Annotated in this window: 17 protein-coding genes and 1 pseudogene; 12 read left to right on the top strand and 6 right to left on the bottom strand. The window is 43.4% G+C overall.

Annotation, left to right across the window (positions count from 1 at the left end; translation table 11 throughout):
- The first annotated feature begins 163 nt into the window (after nucleotides 1–163).
- Genes CSV61_RS06605 through CSV61_RS06595 form a run of 3 tightly spaced genes read left to right on the top strand, consistent with a single transcriptional unit; the run spans nucleotide 164 to nucleotide 2974 of the window.
- The gene (locus tag CSV61_RS06605; RefSeq protein WP_099638553.1) at nucleotides 164–940 is read left to right on the top strand and encodes a LamB/YcsF family protein; all 777 of its coding nucleotides are present in this window, start codon (nucleotides 164–166) and stop codon (nucleotides 938–940) included.
- A complete protein-coding gene (locus CSV61_RS06600) occupies nucleotides 937–2163 on the top strand; it encodes an NRAMP family divalent metal transporter (protein ID WP_099638552.1) in 1227 nt (408 codons plus the stop codon). Before CSV61_RS06605 ends, CSV61_RS06600 begins: the two co-directional genes overlap by 4 nt.
- 19 nt (nucleotides 2164–2182) lie before the next feature.
- Nucleotides 2183–2974: a putative hydro-lyase gene (locus CSV61_RS06595; protein ID WP_099638551.1), complete on the top strand. Its 792-nt coding sequence runs from the start codon at nucleotides 2183–2185 to the stop codon at nucleotides 2972–2974.
- Between the two features lie 102 nt (nucleotides 2975–3076).
- On the opposite strand, the gene CSV61_RS06590 is transcribed toward CSV61_RS06595, so the two are convergent.
- On the bottom strand, nucleotides 3077–3844 hold the full coding sequence (locus CSV61_RS06590; protein ID WP_099638550.1) for a 3-hydroxybutyrate dehydrogenase: 768 nt from the start codon (nucleotides 3842–3844) through the stop codon (nucleotides 3077–3079).
- A gap of 503 nt (nucleotides 3845–4347) precedes the next feature.
- On the opposite strand from CSV61_RS06590, the gene CSV61_RS06585 reads away from it, so the two are divergent.
- Both CSV61_RS06585 and CSV61_RS16725 read left to right on the top strand, forming a co-directional pair.
- On the top strand, nucleotides 4348–4902 hold the full coding sequence (locus tag CSV61_RS06585) for a competence protein ComK (RefSeq protein ID WP_099638549.1): 555 nt from the start codon (nucleotides 4348–4350) through the stop codon (nucleotides 4900–4902).
- Nucleotides 4903–5058: 156 nt separating this feature from the next.
- Nucleotides 5059–5214 (top strand): hypothetical protein, encoded by a 156-nt coding sequence (locus CSV61_RS16725; protein WP_158233787.1) that lies wholly within the window; start codon nucleotides 5059–5061, stop codon nucleotides 5212–5214.
- Nucleotides 5215–5340: 126 nt separating this feature from the next.
- On the opposite strand, the gene CSV61_RS06580 is transcribed toward CSV61_RS16725, so the two are convergent.
- Entirely contained in the window at nucleotides 5341–5853 is a 513-nt protein-coding gene (locus CSV61_RS06580; RefSeq protein ID WP_099638548.1) for a sigma-70 family RNA polymerase sigma factor, read from the bottom strand.
- A gap of 199 nt (nucleotides 5854–6052) precedes the next feature.
- Here CSV61_RS06580 and CSV61_RS16720 point away from each other — a divergent pair, with 199 nt between their 5' ends.
- On the top strand, nucleotides 6053–6205 hold the full coding sequence (locus CSV61_RS16720; RefSeq protein WP_158233786.1) for a hypothetical protein: 153 nt from the start codon (nucleotides 6053–6055) through the stop codon (nucleotides 6203–6205).
- 485 nt (nucleotides 6206–6690) lie between these two features.
- Here the strand turns inward: CSV61_RS16720 and CSV61_RS06575 are convergent, their stop codons facing one another.
- From CSV61_RS06575 to CSV61_RS06560, 4 genes and pseudogenes are all read right to left on the bottom strand, one after another.
- Nucleotides 6691–8673: a methyl-accepting chemotaxis protein gene (locus CSV61_RS06575; RefSeq protein WP_099638547.1), complete on the bottom strand. Its 1983-nt coding sequence runs from the start codon at nucleotides 8671–8673 to the stop codon at nucleotides 6691–6693.
- A 135-nt stretch (nucleotides 8674–8808) separates the two neighbouring features.
- A pseudogene (locus tag CSV61_RS17060) lies at nucleotides 8809–8886 on the bottom strand (YjcZ family sporulation protein); the annotation flags it as partial.
- 129 nt (nucleotides 8887–9015) lie between these two features.
- Nucleotides 9016–9144, bottom strand: a complete 129-nt coding sequence (locus CSV61_RS06565) for a YjcZ family sporulation protein (protein WP_099638545.1) — start codon at nucleotides 9142–9144, stop codon at nucleotides 9016–9018.
- Nucleotides 9145–9257: 113 nt separating this feature from the next.
- A complete protein-coding gene (locus tag CSV61_RS06560) occupies nucleotides 9258–11225 on the bottom strand; it encodes a methyl-accepting chemotaxis protein (protein ID WP_099638544.1) in 1968 nt (655 codons plus the stop codon).
- Between the two features lie 204 nt (nucleotides 11226–11429).
- Here CSV61_RS06560 and flaG point away from each other — a divergent pair, with 204 nt between their 5' ends.
- From flaG to hpf, 6 genes are all read left to right on the top strand, one after another.
- A complete protein-coding gene (gene flaG, locus CSV61_RS06555) occupies nucleotides 11430–11804 on the top strand; it encodes a flagellar protein FlaG (RefSeq protein ID WP_099638543.1) in 375 nt (124 codons plus the stop codon).
- 20 nt (nucleotides 11805–11824) lie between these two features.
- On the top strand, nucleotides 11825–13360 hold the full coding sequence (gene fliD, locus CSV61_RS06550) for a flagellar filament capping protein FliD (RefSeq protein WP_099638542.1): 1536 nt from the start codon (nucleotides 11825–11827) through the stop codon (nucleotides 13358–13360).
- Between the two features lie 33 nt (nucleotides 13361–13393).
- On the top strand, nucleotides 13394–13795 hold the full coding sequence (gene fliS, locus CSV61_RS06545) for a flagellar export chaperone FliS (RefSeq protein ID WP_083035226.1): 402 nt from the start codon (nucleotides 13394–13396) through the stop codon (nucleotides 13793–13795).
- A complete protein-coding gene (fliT, locus tag CSV61_RS06540) occupies nucleotides 13792–14145 on the top strand; it encodes a flagellar protein FliT (RefSeq protein ID WP_099638541.1) in 354 nt (117 codons plus the stop codon). Before fliS ends, fliT begins: the two co-directional genes overlap by 4 nt.
- Before the next feature lie 67 nt (nucleotides 14146–14212).
- Complete coding sequence (locus CSV61_RS06535) at nucleotides 14213–14584, top strand: PilZ domain-containing protein (RefSeq protein ID WP_099638540.1); 372 nt, start codon at nucleotides 14213–14215, stop codon at nucleotides 14582–14584.
- Between the two features lie 118 nt (nucleotides 14585–14702).
- Nucleotides 14703–15257, top strand: a complete 555-nt coding sequence (hpf, locus tag CSV61_RS06530; protein WP_083035229.1) for a ribosome hibernation-promoting factor, HPF/YfiA family — start codon at nucleotides 14703–14705, stop codon at nucleotides 15255–15257.
- Nucleotides 15258–15633: the final 376 nt, after the last annotated feature.

The following is a 15633-nucleotide window of genomic DNA, read 5'->3' as shown; positions in this document are numbered from 1 at the left end:
CAAAAGATTTTTATGATAGACTAAGTTTCAAGTTCAAAACCTCGGTTTCGAATTACGGAACTGAATGATATGCAAACGCTTACTTCTTATTGGTAAATTGGACGAATCATCTGGATTCTGACGGATTTGATTCGTCTCGTAAAAAATAAAGGGGGTCATACACATGGCAAAAGTAGATTTGAATAGTGATTTAGGAGAAAGCTTTGGTCGGTATACATTAGGAGAACAACAAGAGATTTTAAAATATGTAACCTCTGCCAATATAGCGTGTGGATTCCACGCAGGCGATCCTTCTGTGATGCGGGAGACGGTTCAACTTGCGATCGATAACGGAGTGCGAATCGGCGCGCATCCGGGGTTGCCGGATTTAGTTGGATTCGGGCGTAGAGATATGAACATTACTCCCGAAGAGGCGCATGATATGGTCGTTTATCAAATCGGAGCGTTGCAAGCATTTTTAGCTATACATCAAGAACCGATGCAGCATGTGAAGCCGCATGGCGCGCTGTATCAGATGGCGTCAAGAGATCAGAAAATTGCAGAGGCGATTGCACAAGCTGTTTATGATGTATCTCCGTCACTGGTATTATTCGCTCTTGCGGATAGTGAATTGTCGAAAGCAGGGGAAGCGATTGGACTCGTGACGGCGCATGAAGTGTTTGCCGATCGTACGTATCAATCAAATGGCATGCTCACTTCACGTTCGCAGGATGACGCGATGATTACCGATCAAGAACAGTCGGCTGCGCAGGTCATTACGATGGTCAAAGAAGGTAAAGTACGTTCGCAACAAGGGACAGATGTGGCTCTACGTGCAGACACAATTTGTATTCATGGAGATGGAGAGCATGCAGTCGAGTTTGCAAAATATATTACAGACCGGCTAAACAGTGAGGAAATTACTGTGACGGCTATTGCTGATCGGGAGGATGCTGTATGAAAAATGAGAAGTTGGGACTGACTCATGAGCAAGAACAGAAAAAAGTAACGCGTGGCGTCTTGCTTGGTGCCGCATTCCTTATGGCGACTTCGTCTGTTGGACCAGGATTTTTAACGCAGACAACCGTATTTACTGAGCAACTCGCTGCAAGTTTCGGTTTCGTCATTTTGATTTCATTAATTCTAGACGTCTTTGCTCAAATGAATATTTGGCGAGTCATCGCAGTGTCCGGCTTACGTGGACAGGAAATTGCCAATAAAGTGTTACCCGGTCTAGGTTTCGTTCTGGCCTTCCTTATTGTCGTAGGAGGACTTGCGTTTAATATCGGTAACGTGGCAGGTGCAGGTTTAGGACTGAACGCGATGACGGGTATTGATCCGATCATGGGCGCGGTCATTAGTGCGGTTTTTGCAATTTTGATATTCATGGTCAAAGAAGCAGGCAAGGTGATGGACAAGGTCGTTGCCGTAGCTGGTGTGTTAATGATTATTTTAGTCGTATTCGTTGCGTTCAAAACGTCACCACCAGTCGGTGAAGCAATTGTCCGAACGTTTAATCCTTCTGAAATTAGCTTCTTCGCGATCGTTACATTGGTCGGCGGTACAGTCGGCGGATATATTACGTTTGCCGGTGGACACCGATTGTTAGATGCAGGCATTAAAGGCATAGGTTCTGTTCCATTGGTAACAAAAAGTTCTGTCACAGGTATTGTCGTGACGGGCGTTATCCGCGTAGCATTATTCCTAGCTGTACTCGGCATCGTTTCACAAGGGTTGCAAATTGATCCAGACAATCCACCAGCATCTGTGTTCCAGTTAGGAGCAGGAGAACTTGGATTGAGATTGTTTGGTGTCATCATGTGGGTAGCTGCGATCACATCCGTTGTCGGTGCAGCATATACATCGGTTTCATTCATCCGATCGTTCCACCCAATCATCGAAAAGTATCATAACTGGATTATTATTTTATTCATCATCGTCTCGACTTCAACATTTGCGTTCGTTGGAAAGCCGGTCACGATTCTTTTATTAGTAGGGGCATTGAATGCATTGATTCTGCCACTCGCACTAGGTACGTTGCTTATTGCGGCGTATAAGAAGAATATTGTCGGTGAATACAAGCATCCGCTATGGTTGACGATTGGCGGCGCGATTGTTGTGGTCGTGATGGGCGTGTTGAGTATTATTACGTTGATCGAACAGATTCCATTACTTTTTAAGTGATCGTTAGGAGGGTGTATGGATGGAAGCGTATCGTTCAATGAAAGCGAAGGAAGTTCGGAAGTTCATCCGAGAGCAAGTCATTACGGGGCAGACGTCCGGGATGGCGACTGGCTTTACACAAGCGAATTTGGTCATATTAAAGCAAGAGCATGCACTTGATTTTCTGCTGTTTTGCCAGCGCAATCCAAAGTCTTGTCCGTTACTAGATGTCACAGAACCGGGTTCGTATCGTCTGGCGAAGCTTGCTGAAGATGCAGACATTCGCAGTGAACTACCGAGTTACCGTGTGTATAGGGACGGCGTGTTGGCCGAAGAAGTACACGATATTACGGATTACTGGGAAGACGATATGGTAGGCTTTTTAATCGGCTGCAGTTTCACGTTTGAAGCACCATTACTTGCGGATGGAATTCCTATTCGGCATATCGAGGAAAATCGCAATGTTCCGATGTATAAGACGAATATTGCGTGCACGAAGTCGGGTATTTTCGAAGGGCCGACCGTAGTCAGCATGCGACCGATGAAAGCGTCAGACGCGATTCGCGCGATTCAAATTACGACGCGTTTCCCTGACGTTCACGGTGCACCGATTCATCTCGGCGATCCGAGTTTTATTGGAATTGACGACATTTCCGCACCAGACTTTGGAGATGCCGTGACGATCCACGAAGACGAAATCCCAGTGTTCTGGGCGTGTGGTGTGACGCCGCAAGCCGTAGCGATGCAAAGTAAGCCGTCTATTATGATCACGCATTCGCCGGGTTGTATGTTCATTAGTGATAGGAAAGATTCGGAATTAAGTGTGTTGTAATATGAAAAAAGTTCTCAACGCGACGAATGGTCGGTTGAGAACTTTTTTGGTTGCTGGAGTTGTTGTTGAATGAATAGCGTGGTTCGACAACTAGCTTCTATCTTACTGCACTGTATACCCACCGTCGAGTACAATCGCCTGACCGGTAATTCCTTTCGCGCTATCACTTGAAAGATATAGCGCAAGATCCGCTACTTCCTTCACATCCAATAAACGTTTCTGTGGAACTAGGGGGTAAATAATGTCTTCGAGTACGGATTCGAGAGGGACACCGCGCACTTCCGCTAAGTCTTCAAATTGATTGCGCACGAGAGGTGTATCCACGTAGCCTGGGCAAATCGCGTTCACGGTAATGCCGTCAGCTGCTGTTTCGAGTGCGGCTACTTTCGTCAATCCGATTACACCGTGTTTAGACGAGTTATACGCTGCTTTTCCTGCAAAGCCTACGAGTCCGTTAATGGACGCCATATTTAAGATCCGACCGAATTGCTGTTTTTTCATATGCGGCAAGACGAGCTTAGTCGCGATGAACGGGGCAGTGAGCATAACTTTTACTAACAGTTCAAATCGTGCAGTAGGGAAGTCTTCAAGCTTTGAGACATGCTGCAAACCTGCGTTGTTAATGAGGATATCGATTCTGCCGAAGCGGGCGATTGCTTCATCGATTGCTTGCTGAAGATCTTCCTCTTTCGTGACGTCGCATTTTAAGCCGATTGCCCTGCCACCTAACGTGACAGCCGCTTCTTTTACCTTTTCTTCATTCACATCGGTCAACACGACGATGGCGCCAGCTTCTGAGAACGCTTTGGATATTTCGAAACCTATTCCTTGTGCAGCCCCTGTGATGAGCAATATTTTATCCTTAACCATACAAAAATCCTCCTTAGTGCTCTTCAAAATTGCATAATGTCTCGAATTGTATTTTAATTCACTTCATTCGCTAAACGCAATGCTTTGTCAAAATGTCTGATCAACATACAGAACCTGCCATATTATATAGAGGTTCAACAATAAAATCAGAATAATGGAAATGAAGGTAGACGAAATCATTATAGTACTATATACTAGTCCTTAAGACAGGTACTTTGTACGTGATATGCTATGTAAACGCTTACTGTCTTTCAAAATGAATGAACGCAGGTCGATAACTAAAACTCTGTTTATTGGCCTGTTTTTTGTGCGTTAACGTAAGGATCTGAAGGGAGGTGAGATCGCAATGCGTCACCTAGTGGATAGAGAAAATCCCCGAGTGCTTCATGTCATGGGAGACAGACCCGAGGATTTACTAGCTGGTGTATACCAACATATCGTTAGTATACCCTTTTATTCCACTAATCGAAAGGAGTTTCTATAAAAAAGGAGGATATTGGGGCATGGACGAAGAGACAAAGTCAGTGATTTCACCGGGTACGAGTCTAGTATATCCGTATTATGACGATGAGGGAAAGTTATGTGCGGTGTTACTGAAAGACGGTGATTTTATACGGGTGGATAAAAGTCCAACTGAAGTAGTGGACTTGAGCATGAAGTTTTACGGGACGAGTTTGCGCGGTGGGATCGACGGTGGCAAGGCATTGATGGGGGAAATCCATATGACACCCGTCATGGTCAATGAGCGATTGGATATATACTTTTTCCCGAGTAATTCGCCTTCGAGTAATGAATGCGTGTGGTTTTCATTGGCACACGTCTTAACATTCTTGCCATTCGATAAACATCATACAAAAGTGATTTTCCGGGACGGTAATGTTTTTACTGTGAAATGTAGTTATTCAGTATTTCAAACAAAATACCAGCGAGCGTGCATGTTGAAGAATGGATTGTCGGCCAGGTTCACGCAAATGGCGCTCGGTGTAAGGAAAGGATATAAGACGTATCTGATCCGAAAGAATCATAAGCGTGGGAATTACGAAATAACGGATGAGTAAATAGAATTATACATAGCGTTCCTCTGCGGAGGAGCGCTTTTTCTGTCGAATGGTTTCGTGAAATTTTCACTGTTTTGGTTGGTGGGGTGGTATAATCAGTGTAATTATGAATCGTTTGGTTGGAATTGTGTTCGTTAGCGGTCAGGAGGGAAGAGTATGTTGTTTGATTTCTTTAAGCCGAAATGTGAGTATTGTAAGAAGCGGACGTCTGTTTATCAAGGATATTATTTGCCGAATGATAAGAAGATTAAAGTGTGTTCGTCTTGTGCGCGTTTTGCGCAGCGTCGTGGGTTTCGGAAGTGGAAGGGCTGACGTTTAGTAGTGACGTTTCACTTGAATTTTTTTGAGTATAAAGTGATTGTTCAAAAGCAGAGATCAAGACAGGTTCAATAGAGCAAACAAAAGCAAGAGCTACCCATTCGGGCGGCTCTTGCTTTTTTAGCTTTCTACGTTTCGTTTGGCGGTTAGTTGATCTTTTAATTTCATCAGTAGTTTTGCTCGACGTTTTTTGATTCCCGAAATGGAGATGCCGAAGTGGGTAGCGCATTCGGCTTGGCTTTTGTTTTCTACGTATAGTTTGACGAGTAGTTCGCGTTCATTTGCTGGGAGTGCGGTGAGGATTTCGTGTAGTTCGTTGTTTGGATCTTCGATGAAGTCATGTTGTGTTAGGTTTTCTAACGTCTCGGTTTCGACTGATGTATTGACTTCGCTAAATCGACTCTCTTTTTTTAAGTCATCGAGCATCGCGCCGTAGATGGAACGGTAGGCGAATGGAGTAAAGCTTCCTTTCGATTCGTCAAATCGCGTCCATGCTTGGTAAAGTGCGAAGCGTCCCGTTTGGCGGAAGTTGTCAAAATCACGGTAGATGTGTAATTTTCTCATGACGGCTGAGATCATCGGTTCGTATTGTTCCATTACCTCTTCAAAGTTTTCATTTGTTTTGCTTTCCATAAAAGCGACCTCTTCAGGTCGTGCACGACACTTTGTATTCCCTGGGTATGTATATAATAGAAAGTTTTGAAGGAGATATCGAATCGGTGTGTTGTCGTTTTGCTTGGGGAAAGTGAGTGTTTTGGTTAGGGGAAAGTGTGCGGTTTGATTGGGGGGAGTTTAGGGGGTTTGGTTGTTTTTTTGAGGTGGGGGAGGGTGGATGGTTTGGTTGGTTGAGCGGATGTTGGGTTGGGTAGAGCGGTTGTGGGGAGGGATTGAGCGGATACGGTGTTTGATAGAGCGTTTGCGCGTTGGGATTGAGCGGATTTCGTGTTTGATAGAGCGGCTGCGCGAAGGGATTGAGCGGATATGATGTCTGATAGAGCGTTTGCGTGTTGGGATTGATCGGATATCATGTTTGATAGAGCGTTTACGCGTTGAGTATGAGCGGATGTGGTGTTGGATAGAGCGCTGACGCTGTGACAATGAGCGTAACCGGGATGATATGGTGATAGAGCGGCTGCGCGAAGGGATTGAGCGGATACGATGTTTGATAGAGCGTTTGCGTGTTGGGATTGAGCGAATATCATGTTGGATAGAGCGCTCGCGCGTTGAGTATGAGCGGATGCGGTGTTGGATAGAGCGTATGCGCAGTGACAATGAGCGTAACCGGGGTGATATGTCCGATAGAGCGCTCACGCAACAGCTATGAGCGGATATCAATCCAATAGAGCGCTCATCCAACAACAATGAGCAAATCACCCACTCAATAGAGCACACCCACCAAAACAATGAACCTCCAAACAAAAAAGGAAGACCTCCATCAAAAAACATGACGGAAATCTTCCCTAAAATAAATTACATTTTAAATTGTGCAATGACTTCTGATAGTTTCTCGCTCAGTTCCGTCAATGTTTCGGCTGCTTCTGTCACCGATTGGATTGCGCGGAGTTGTTCTTCTGATGATGCGCTCACTTCTTCGCAGGCTGCTGCGGTTTCTTGGGAGGTGGCGGACATCGTTTGAACGGTTAAGGACACGTCGTCTTTATGTGTGACGATTAATTGGATTTCATTGGATACGGTGTGGATCGATTCTTGCATGGTGTCCATGAGTGAAGAAAGTTCTTCAAATGTATTTTCCGTATCTCCAACGACTATGCCTTGGTCGCGGAATGTGTGGATCGTTTGTTGCATTTGTTCAGAGACGATATGTGATTCTTTTTGTAATTCTTCTATCGTGACTTTGACATCGTCTGTCGCGCGGGCGGATTGTTCGGCTAGGGTGCGGACTTCTTCTGCTACGACTGCGAATCCTTTGCCGTGTTCGCCTGCTCTTGCTGCTTCAATGCTTGCGTTGAGTGCTAAGAGATTCGTTTGTTTGGAAATGTTCATGATCGTTTCCATGACGCTACCGATCGCTTGTACTCTTCCGCCGAGTGAATCGATGTCGTTGGACATTTCCTCTAGCGTTTTACCGGTAGTCGCAAATGAAGTTTTCAGCGCGTGCATCTGTTGCTGACCATTGTCGTTTTGAATACCCGTTTGTTTCGCGATCTCCAGCATATTTTCTGCTTTTTCTCGAATTTCATTGATTTCCTGTCCGAGAAGGTCGGTACGTTCTGTAACGGTTTCAGCATCTTCGGCAGATTTTGCAGCACCTTGCGCAATTTCTCCGACAGCCATTGCGACTTCATTGCTTGAAGCACTTGTTTCTTCTGATACAGCACTTAGGCTTTCGGAATTCGATCGCACATTGTCTGCTGATGTATGGACGACTGTGATAATGTCGTTCATATTTTGCACCATATGATTGAAGTCACGACTCAGTTCGCCAATTTCATCTGCACTTTGGTTTTCTGAACGTACGGTTAAATCGCCGCCAGACACTTTGGCCATTAAATCTTTGACGGTATCGAGTGGCTTCAACATCCGACTGATCGTAATAAATAGACCGACGAATGTGAGAATTAATGTAATGAGCGCAATAATTAGCATAGAGTTACGTAATGAATTGGCCAACGCACTCAAATGACGTTCTTCGTAGACAGCGCCAACTTTCCAGTTGAAGTCGGGAATCGTCGTATAGATATTGCGCTTGTCGATCCCTTGATCGTCGGTGTATTGGATGACACCACTGTCGGCCTCATACATTTTTTTGAAATGGGCTTCGTTTGTAACGTCCGTTCCTGTTTTGGAAGGATGTACAATAGCCAACCCTTGATCATCGAGCAACACTGGATAGCCGTTATACCCGATATCGCGGCTCGCTATTTCGTCTGTCAAAGCACTTAGTTCAATATCGAGTCCTAGAGCACCGACAAACGTACCATCGATCATAATGGCTTTGGAAGCTGTGATGACAAACTGATTGGTTGTATCATCCAAATACGGCTCCGTCCATTGCACGTCGTCTGGTTGTGCTTGTGCTAACTTGTACCAGTTTCTCGTCGTCGGATCGTAATCAGTTAAATCATCATCCGGCTTAATGACAGTATATTTGGATGTCAATGAATAATAGACCGCATCTGCACTTGGATACATAGACAAGAAAGCTTGTAAACGTTCCTCTATTTCTGTGACAGACACTTCTTTCCCGTTTTCTCCGGTAAATTCAGTGATGGCATCGGTTGTCGCTAGCAACGCCAATCCTTTTTCATACTTGTCCATAAATTGATACACGCCAAAACTCATTTCATTGATGATGGCATTACTTGAATCAGTGGCATTGGCCATCGATTGTTTTTTTGCTTGATCATTCGTCATCCAGGTCATGAGTGCAATACCTAAAATGAATAACATGATAGCAGTGAAGATAATCTTTGTCTTTATAGACCGTAACATGCAGGTTCAGCTCCTTCTAAGATGTGTGATGTTATATTGTACCTAGCTTGTTATCGGCTAATTTTCCTATATGTTCATAGTTTTATAAAGAAAAACAAAGAAACCTGTCGATTTGACAGGTTTCTTTGTAAAGTCTTATAGGCAAGCAGCGCCTACAATGATGAGTAAAATAAATAGTACGACAATCAATGCAAATCCGTTTCCATAAGAACCGCAATTGCCGTACGATCCACCAGACTCACAGCCGTGTCCCCCGTGTCCTCCGTGTCCTCCGTAGCCACCGCCACCGCGTCCGTATCCACCGAATCCAAACATGTCTCCACCTCCATTTTTTTTAAGTAATTAGCAACCGTAACCCATAAATCCTGCACCGACAATGATCAATAAGATAAACAGAACAACGATCATGGAAAAGCCGAAGCCTCCTTCATAACCGCCACCGCAACCATAGCCTTTAACTGATTCTCCCATATTGATTTCACCTCCAAATGTGGAACTACCCTTATTCTATGCAGAGATTCTCAGAGTGCCTTGGCTTTTATGAAAAAATCCGCCAAACCTTCAATAAGGTTTGGCGGATCGTGTTAGATTTTGAATCGTTCTACGGCATAACTCAAGTCTTCACTCAACTGCGTCAAGGCTTCAGCCGCTTCGGTAACCGAGCCGATTGCGTGAAGCTGTTCATCAGAAGACGCACTCACTTCTTCGCAAGCCGCAGCCGATTCTTCTGTCGTCGACAATAAAATTTGAATTTGTTCAGATACATCATTTTTATGGGCGTCCATTTCTTGGAGTGCGGTAGTGACTTGATGGATACGGGATTGCATATCGCCAATGAAACTAGAAATACTTTCGAAAATGCCTTCTGTGTCTTGTACGACAGTGCTTTGGCGTTCGAATGTATTACGCGTATTGTCCATTTGCTCAATAACGTGCTGCGTGCCGTTTTGCAGTTCTTGGATTGTCGAGCGTACTTGCTCCGCTGAACTCGCAGACTGCTCCGCTAATTGACGGACTTCATTTGCGACTACTGCGAAGCCTTTGCCGTGTTCACCAGCCCTTGCTGCTTCAATACTAGCGTTTAACGCAAGTAGATTGGTCTGCGAAGAGATCGATGTGATGGCGTCAATGACGGAACTGATCGCTGTGACTTTATCTTCTAGTGATCCGATCATGCCGCCCATTTGTTGCAAGTCTTGATTCCAATTGTTAAATGCAGAGCTTAACACATTCATCTGTGCGCGACCTTCCGCGTTATAGGTTACGGCTTCTGTTGCCAAACTTGCCATTTCACCCGCGGTAACATTAGCTTCTTGGATTTGCTGATTTAATAGCTCCGCACGAGTGGTCACCGTGTCCGCATTTTCCGCGGACTGGACAGCTCCTTTAGTGATTTCCGCCAAAGCACTTGCAATTTCTTCGCTCGTCGCATTCGTTTCTTCGGAGACAGCACTCAAGTTTTGTGAGCTCGCGAGTACATTGGATGCAGAATGTGTCACGGTCGTAATCAAACCGTTCATTTGATTAAGCATCTGATCGAAACCTTTGCCTAGATCTCCAATTTCATCTGTGGAATGAATGTTCGCCCGAACCGTCAAGTCACCGTCTGCTACTTGCTGCACGGTCTCTTGTAAACGGAAAATCGGCTTCAGCATTCGGCTGATAAAGATAGATAGAATGATCGCAAGTAACACCAAAGTCACGACAGCTGCAACGATCATGACGTTGCGTAAACCTGTGGCGAGGGATTGCATATTTTTCTGATCATAGATGACACCCAGTTTCCAGTCGAAATTCGGAATCGTAGTGAACATATCGACCTTTTTGACGCCTTCTTGCTCAAATGTGTGGTGACCAGCCGACTCTTTATACATTTTGGCTACATAGTCACGATTCATCGCATTCTCTCCAACAAGCGAAGGGTGAGCGATGGCGGTTCCTTCAGAATCGAGAATGAATGCATAACCATCGTGTGGGATAGCGGTCGCTGAGATATCTTCAGACATGGTCGATAACTGAATATCGATGCCCGCGACACCCACTAGATCGTTGCCGTTCATCACGGCTTTTGAAGCACTAATGACAAAATTACCTGTCGCTTCGTCAATATACGGTTTAGTCCAATGTACTTGTTCCGTTTCTGTCACGGCATTTTGATACCATTCACGTGTAGATGGATCGAAGTCGGTCAAATCCACGTAAGGACGAATCATCGTTTCTTTGGTCGCAAAGCTAAGATATGTACTCGATACGTCAGGATACGTCTCCAATGTGTGGTTAAGTGCTTTCGCAAGTTCTGCTTCGCCTGCTGTGGCAGTCGCATTCGTAAAATCCGACGAATCGGTGAGCAACTCTAACCCTTTACTGTATTGTTGCAAATCCGCTTCAATGGAAGCACTCATTTCAGTTAGCAGCGTACTACTCGATTGTATGAGGTTTTCCTCTGTTCGTTCCTTGACTAACCAGCTACTAATTCCCGTCATGGTCAGAACGCCACCAGCAACTAGCACGACAACAAGAAGAATTATTTTTGTTTTAATGGAATGAAACATGAATGTATGCTCCTTTATTCATATGGATTGTTCTAATCATACATTACTTTCGACTGTTATAATAGTCTGAATTTCATAACGTGGAAATTATTTATTCGCGTAAGAAGGAAGCTATAGAAGAAAAAATGTAGCTATACTCAACATCCCATATTTTCATCCGATACTATACATAACGATTGTTCATTGAAGACGGGGGGTACCAGTATGATCAGCCGAACAGGCGATGGCCCCGCAATGCAACCAGTGCAAACAACTTACGAGAGTGGGTCCGTTGAAAACAAAAGAGAAGTTTCAAACAGTCAACCCATTGGTCAGCCAGCACAACAGTTGACACCGGAGTTACAAGTCGAGTTGTCAAAGAGTGAAACGAAAGAATTAACAGATGGCATGAACAAATTTCTCGAAAGTGCAAATGTCCAGTTGCGCTTTATATTCCACGAACAGCTAAATGAATATTACGTAACGATTGTAGATCCAGACACAGAAGAAGTAGTTCGTGAAATACCACCCAAAAAATTGCTCGACATACACGCAGCTATGAAAGACTTCATTGGATTACTAATCGATCATAAAATTTAACAATAAAGGTGTGAGGCACGATGAGAATCGGTGGATTGGCATCGGGAATTGATACAGAATCAATCATCAGAGACATGATGAAAGCGCATCGGATTCCTCTTGATAAAATTACACAAAAGAAACAATACACACAATGGCAACTCGATGACTATCGTTCCACGAACCGGGACTTGAGAAAATCAAGTGACAAGCTATTTGATACCGTCATGAAGCAAAGTACGTATATGAAGAAAAACGTCAGTGTGTCGGATGAAGATGCACTAAGTATAACTTCTAAAAATTCAAGTGCGGACTTCTCAGGATCTATTAAGATAACTACATTAGCTAAGCAAGCTACTTTGCAAAGTGGTGGCTCTTTACAAAAAGATGAGGCAAACATTACGAGTGAACAAGCTGCAAAGTCTACTCTTGCTGACATTGGCATTATCAAAGAAAATGATTCTCAAAACCAAATATTGACGATTACTGCACCTGGAAAAGAAGCCGTTGATATTGAAGTCAAAGCTACAGATACTTTGGATTCAGTTTTAAAAAATATAAACAGTAAGACAGGCGTTAGTGCGTTTTATGACGATAGATCTGGAAAAATCGCTATGAGTGCTAAGAATAGTGGTTTTGGCGATATCACTGTTGTGGAGAAGAATGGTGGGAGTTTAGCTGAAAATCTTGGGTTGAGTACAGGAGTTGCTTCGAGTCAACAAGGTATTGATGCTAGTTTTAATTTTAATGGTTTGGATATGAAGCGATCATCAAACAGTTTTGAGGTTAATGGATTTCAAGTTAATCTAAAACAAACTACCACAGATCCTGTTACATTCAGTTCCTCTACAGATACAGAAAAAGTTTTAGATTCCGTCGTAGAATTCGTCAATGATTATAATGAAATGATTGAAAAACTGAACAGTAAGATCAAGGAGAAGCAATTCAAGTCCTTCCATCCACTATCGGCAGAACAAAAAGCTGATATGAAAGAAAAAGAAATTGAACTGTGGGAAGAAAAGGCTATGAGTGGTACGTTAAAAGGTGACCCAGCCCTTTCTACTATGTTAAATAATTTGCGTTCTATTATGTCTATATCTGTAAACACTACTGATAAAGACGGTAAGAGTCTCGATAAAGATAACAAACAAATTACAATCAGTCTCAAAGATTTAGGTATAGAGCCAACAAAGAGTTATTTAGACAACGGTAAATTAATTATCAATGAAGATAAACTTCGTGCTGCAATTTCAGAAAATCCAAACGCAGTCTATGATTTAATCGGTAAAAGCAATACTGAGCCTAAAGAGGGAGGAATTGCACAACGATACCGAAATGAATTACAAGTAGCACAAGAAAAGATTACCGTCAAAGCAGGTAGTTCTACTGCTGTAAACGATACATTTGCACTTGGTCGTTCTTTAAAAAACATGGACAAACAAATCGAGCGCTTCGAAACGAAACTTCAGATGATGGAAAGCCGGTACTATAAGCAGTTCAACGCGATGGAACAAGCAATCCAACGTGCTAACTCCCAGTCTGCAGCGTTGATGAGTTCACTTGGCGGCGGCATGTAACGCAACTTAGCTAAAAAAGGAGAATAACATAAAATGGCTACTAACAACCCTTATGCAGCATATCAAAATAATTCAGTAATTACTTCCACACCTGGCGAGTTGACGTTAATGCTTTATAACGGATGTCTTAAATTTATTCAGCAAGGCAAGATGGAGTTGGCTAAAGGTAATTTGGAGCAAAAGAATATTGCGATTCAAAAAGCGCAAGCAATCGTGACTGAATTAATGCTGACATTGGATACATCCTATGACGTATCCAAAAACATGCTGGTTCTATATGAATTCGTAAATAGCCGCTTAATCGAAGGGAATATCCAAAATGATCCCGCGATGTTTGAAGAAGCGGCAGGCATCATTACAGAATTCCGTGATACGTGGAAGCAAGTCATCCAAATTAATCGCTCGAAACAATATTCGAACGTGAGTGAGATATGATTCGACCCGCTATGACGATGTGGCGTGACCGTTCTCTACAATTAATTGCGCTTGTACAGGCAGTGGAGGAAGAACAGCGTGACGACGTGATTAAGCAAATCGACAAGATACTGAATGAACGCGATGTGTTGCAGTCACAAATAGTCCAGCCTTTCACTGCGGAGGAAGATGCATTCGGTAAAGAATTGATTCGTTTGGAGAAAGATGTACAGACTAGTCTGGAACGTTTCACCCATACGATACGCGCAAATATTTCACAATCTCAAGCCAAAAAAGAAAATATGAATAGCTATGTAAATCCATACGGTAAGATGTCTCAAGACGGTGCCTATTTCGATTCAAAGCATTGACCACCGGAAGAGAGGAATCTCTTTCGGCTTTTTTACATATAGGTATTCAATAGAGAGGAATCGTCCTATGCGTTATAATCGTCATGATTACTTTCGGTATTCGTTCAATTCATACATACCGGCCACATTCCGTATTCAATTGAAAAATGAAGAGAAAAACTTGTCTAATGAAGGGCGATGTGAAATTTTGGATATTAGCACGGGTGGCGTGAAGTTCGTGACGCATCTAGATCTACCTGTGCGCTCCGAAATGTTAGCGCTACAATTAGAGTTTACAATCGTTAAGCATCCCTTTGAAATCTTAGGAAATGTGGCTTGGAAAAAAGAAACCGAATTTGGTTTTGAGTATGGATTTGAGTTTGGTGAAGATCAAAATGTGGATACGCTGATTACGGAAGAATTAAAACATCATGCACGAAAAGTGAAAGAAACAGAGTGAAATCAACAAAAACCAGAAGTTTCTTTACAATTCCACATATTTCTTAAGTTTTGAAAAGGGTTTTACGGGTACTATGAAGAAGTAAGGTAATGAGGGTTTAAATAAAGGAGGAGTTCATATGTTAGACTTCAATATTCGCGGTGAAAACGTCGAGGTAACTCCGGCGATCAGAGAGTACGTTGAAAAGAAAGTTGAGAAACTAGAGCGTTACTTTACTGAAGGGGTAAACGCTACAGCTAATGTGAACTTGAAAGTTTATAGTGATAAACAAACAAAAGTGGAAATTACAATTCCCATGAAGAATTTGACACTTCGCGCAGAGGAGCGTCACAACGATATGTATGCAGCGGTTGACTTAATCGTCGACAAGCTAGAGCGTCAAATTCGTAAATATAAAACACGTGTGAATCGTAAATCACGTGAGCGCGAAGGCGTAGCCGCTTTCTTCCAGTCAACTGAAAGCAATAATACGCAAGACCTCGAGGACGACGCGGAGTTCGACGTAGTACGCACAAAGCAGTTCGATTTGAAGCCGATGGACCAAGAAGAAGCAATCCTTCAAATGAACATGCTAGGCCACAGTTTCTTCATCTTCACAGATGCAGATTCCGACGGCACACACATCGTCTACAAGCGTAAAGACGGCAAATACGGCCTAATCGAAACAAACTAATACACAACCCAAACAAGTCCAGCTCAAGCTGGGCTTGTTTTTTCATTCCCCAATAGAAGTGTTACCTTTAGAACACAATCAGTGGGTACAAAGAGATTTCCACTCCAGCTAGGGGAAGCTTTCCTGAGCGCGTGGCTTGCTCAATAGCAGCCTACAAAAGCGCATACTCCTAACGCTCCGCTAAGGCTTTCGCGGAACCTTCAGGAGTCGCCCCAGCTTCTGTTACAATCCTACGCGTAAGGTGGAAATACATAAGTGATTCACTGTAGTTAGCATACCAATGTTGGCTCCAACTTATTTAAATTCAAAGATGAATCAAAAGCGAATACAAACACGATTACAATCCCACATACAATGCACACCAGAAACTGTCACC

The sequence above is a fragment of the Sporosarcina sp. P3 genome, from assembly GCF_002743415.1.
GTDB lineage: Bacteria > Bacillota > Bacilli > Bacillales_A > Planococcaceae > Sporosarcina > Sporosarcina ureae_A.
The sequence above is the reverse complement of the archived record's forward strand: the minus strand, read 5'-3'. Positions and strand labels throughout refer to the sequence as shown.

Coding starts and splice junctions, on each gene's coding strand:
- CSV61_RS06605 (WP_099638553.1), top strand. CDS start 164: ATGGCAAAAGTAGATTTGAATAGTGATTTAGGAGAAAGCTTTGGTCGG.
- CSV61_RS06600 (WP_099638552.1), top strand. CDS start 937: ATGAAAAATGAGAAGTTGGGACTGACTCATGAGCAAGAACAGAAAAAA.
- CSV61_RS06595 (WP_099638551.1), top strand. CDS start 2,183: ATGGAAGCGTATCGTTCAATGAAAGCGAAGGAAGTTCGGAAGTTCATC.
- CSV61_RS06590 (WP_099638550.1), bottom strand. CDS start 3,844: ATGGTTAAGGATAAAATATTGCTCATCACAGGGGCTGCACAAGGAATA.
- CSV61_RS06585 (WP_099638549.1), top strand. CDS start 4,348: ATGGACGAAGAGACAAAGTCAGTGATTTCACCGGGTACGAGTCTAGTA.
- CSV61_RS16725 (WP_158233787.1), top strand. CDS start 5,059: ATGTTGTTTGATTTCTTTAAGCCGAAATGTGAGTATTGTAAGAAGCGG.
- CSV61_RS06580 (WP_099638548.1), bottom strand. CDS start 5,853: ATGGAAAGCAAAACAAATGAAAACTTTGAAGAGGTAATGGAACAATAC.
- CSV61_RS16720 (WP_158233786.1), top strand. CDS start 6,053: ATGGTTTGGTTGGTTGAGCGGATGTTGGGTTGGGTAGAGCGGTTGTGG.
- CSV61_RS06575 (WP_099638547.1), bottom strand. CDS start 8,673: ATGTTACGGTCTATAAAGACAAAGATTATCTTCACTGCTATCATGTTA.
- CSV61_RS06565 (WP_099638545.1), bottom strand. CDS start 9,144: ATGGGAGAATCAGTTAAAGGCTATGGTTGCGGTGGCGGTTATGAAGGA.
- CSV61_RS06560 (WP_099638544.1), bottom strand. CDS start 11,225: ATGTTTCATTCCATTAAAACAAAAATAATTCTTCTTGTTGTCGTGCTA.
- flaG (WP_099638543.1), top strand. CDS start 11,430: ATGATCAGCCGAACAGGCGATGGCCCCGCAATGCAACCAGTGCAAACA.
- fliD (WP_099638542.1), top strand. CDS start 11,825: ATGAGAATCGGTGGATTGGCATCGGGAATTGATACAGAATCAATCATC.
- fliS (WP_083035226.1), top strand. CDS start 13,394: ATGGCTACTAACAACCCTTATGCAGCATATCAAAATAATTCAGTAATT.
- fliT (WP_099638541.1), top strand. CDS start 13,792: ATGATTCGACCCGCTATGACGATGTGGCGTGACCGTTCTCTACAATTA.
- CSV61_RS06535 (WP_099638540.1), top strand. CDS start 14,213: ATGCGTTATAATCGTCATGATTACTTTCGGTATTCGTTCAATTCATAC.
- hpf (WP_083035229.1), top strand. CDS start 14,703: ATGTTAGACTTCAATATTCGCGGTGAAAACGTCGAGGTAACTCCGGCG.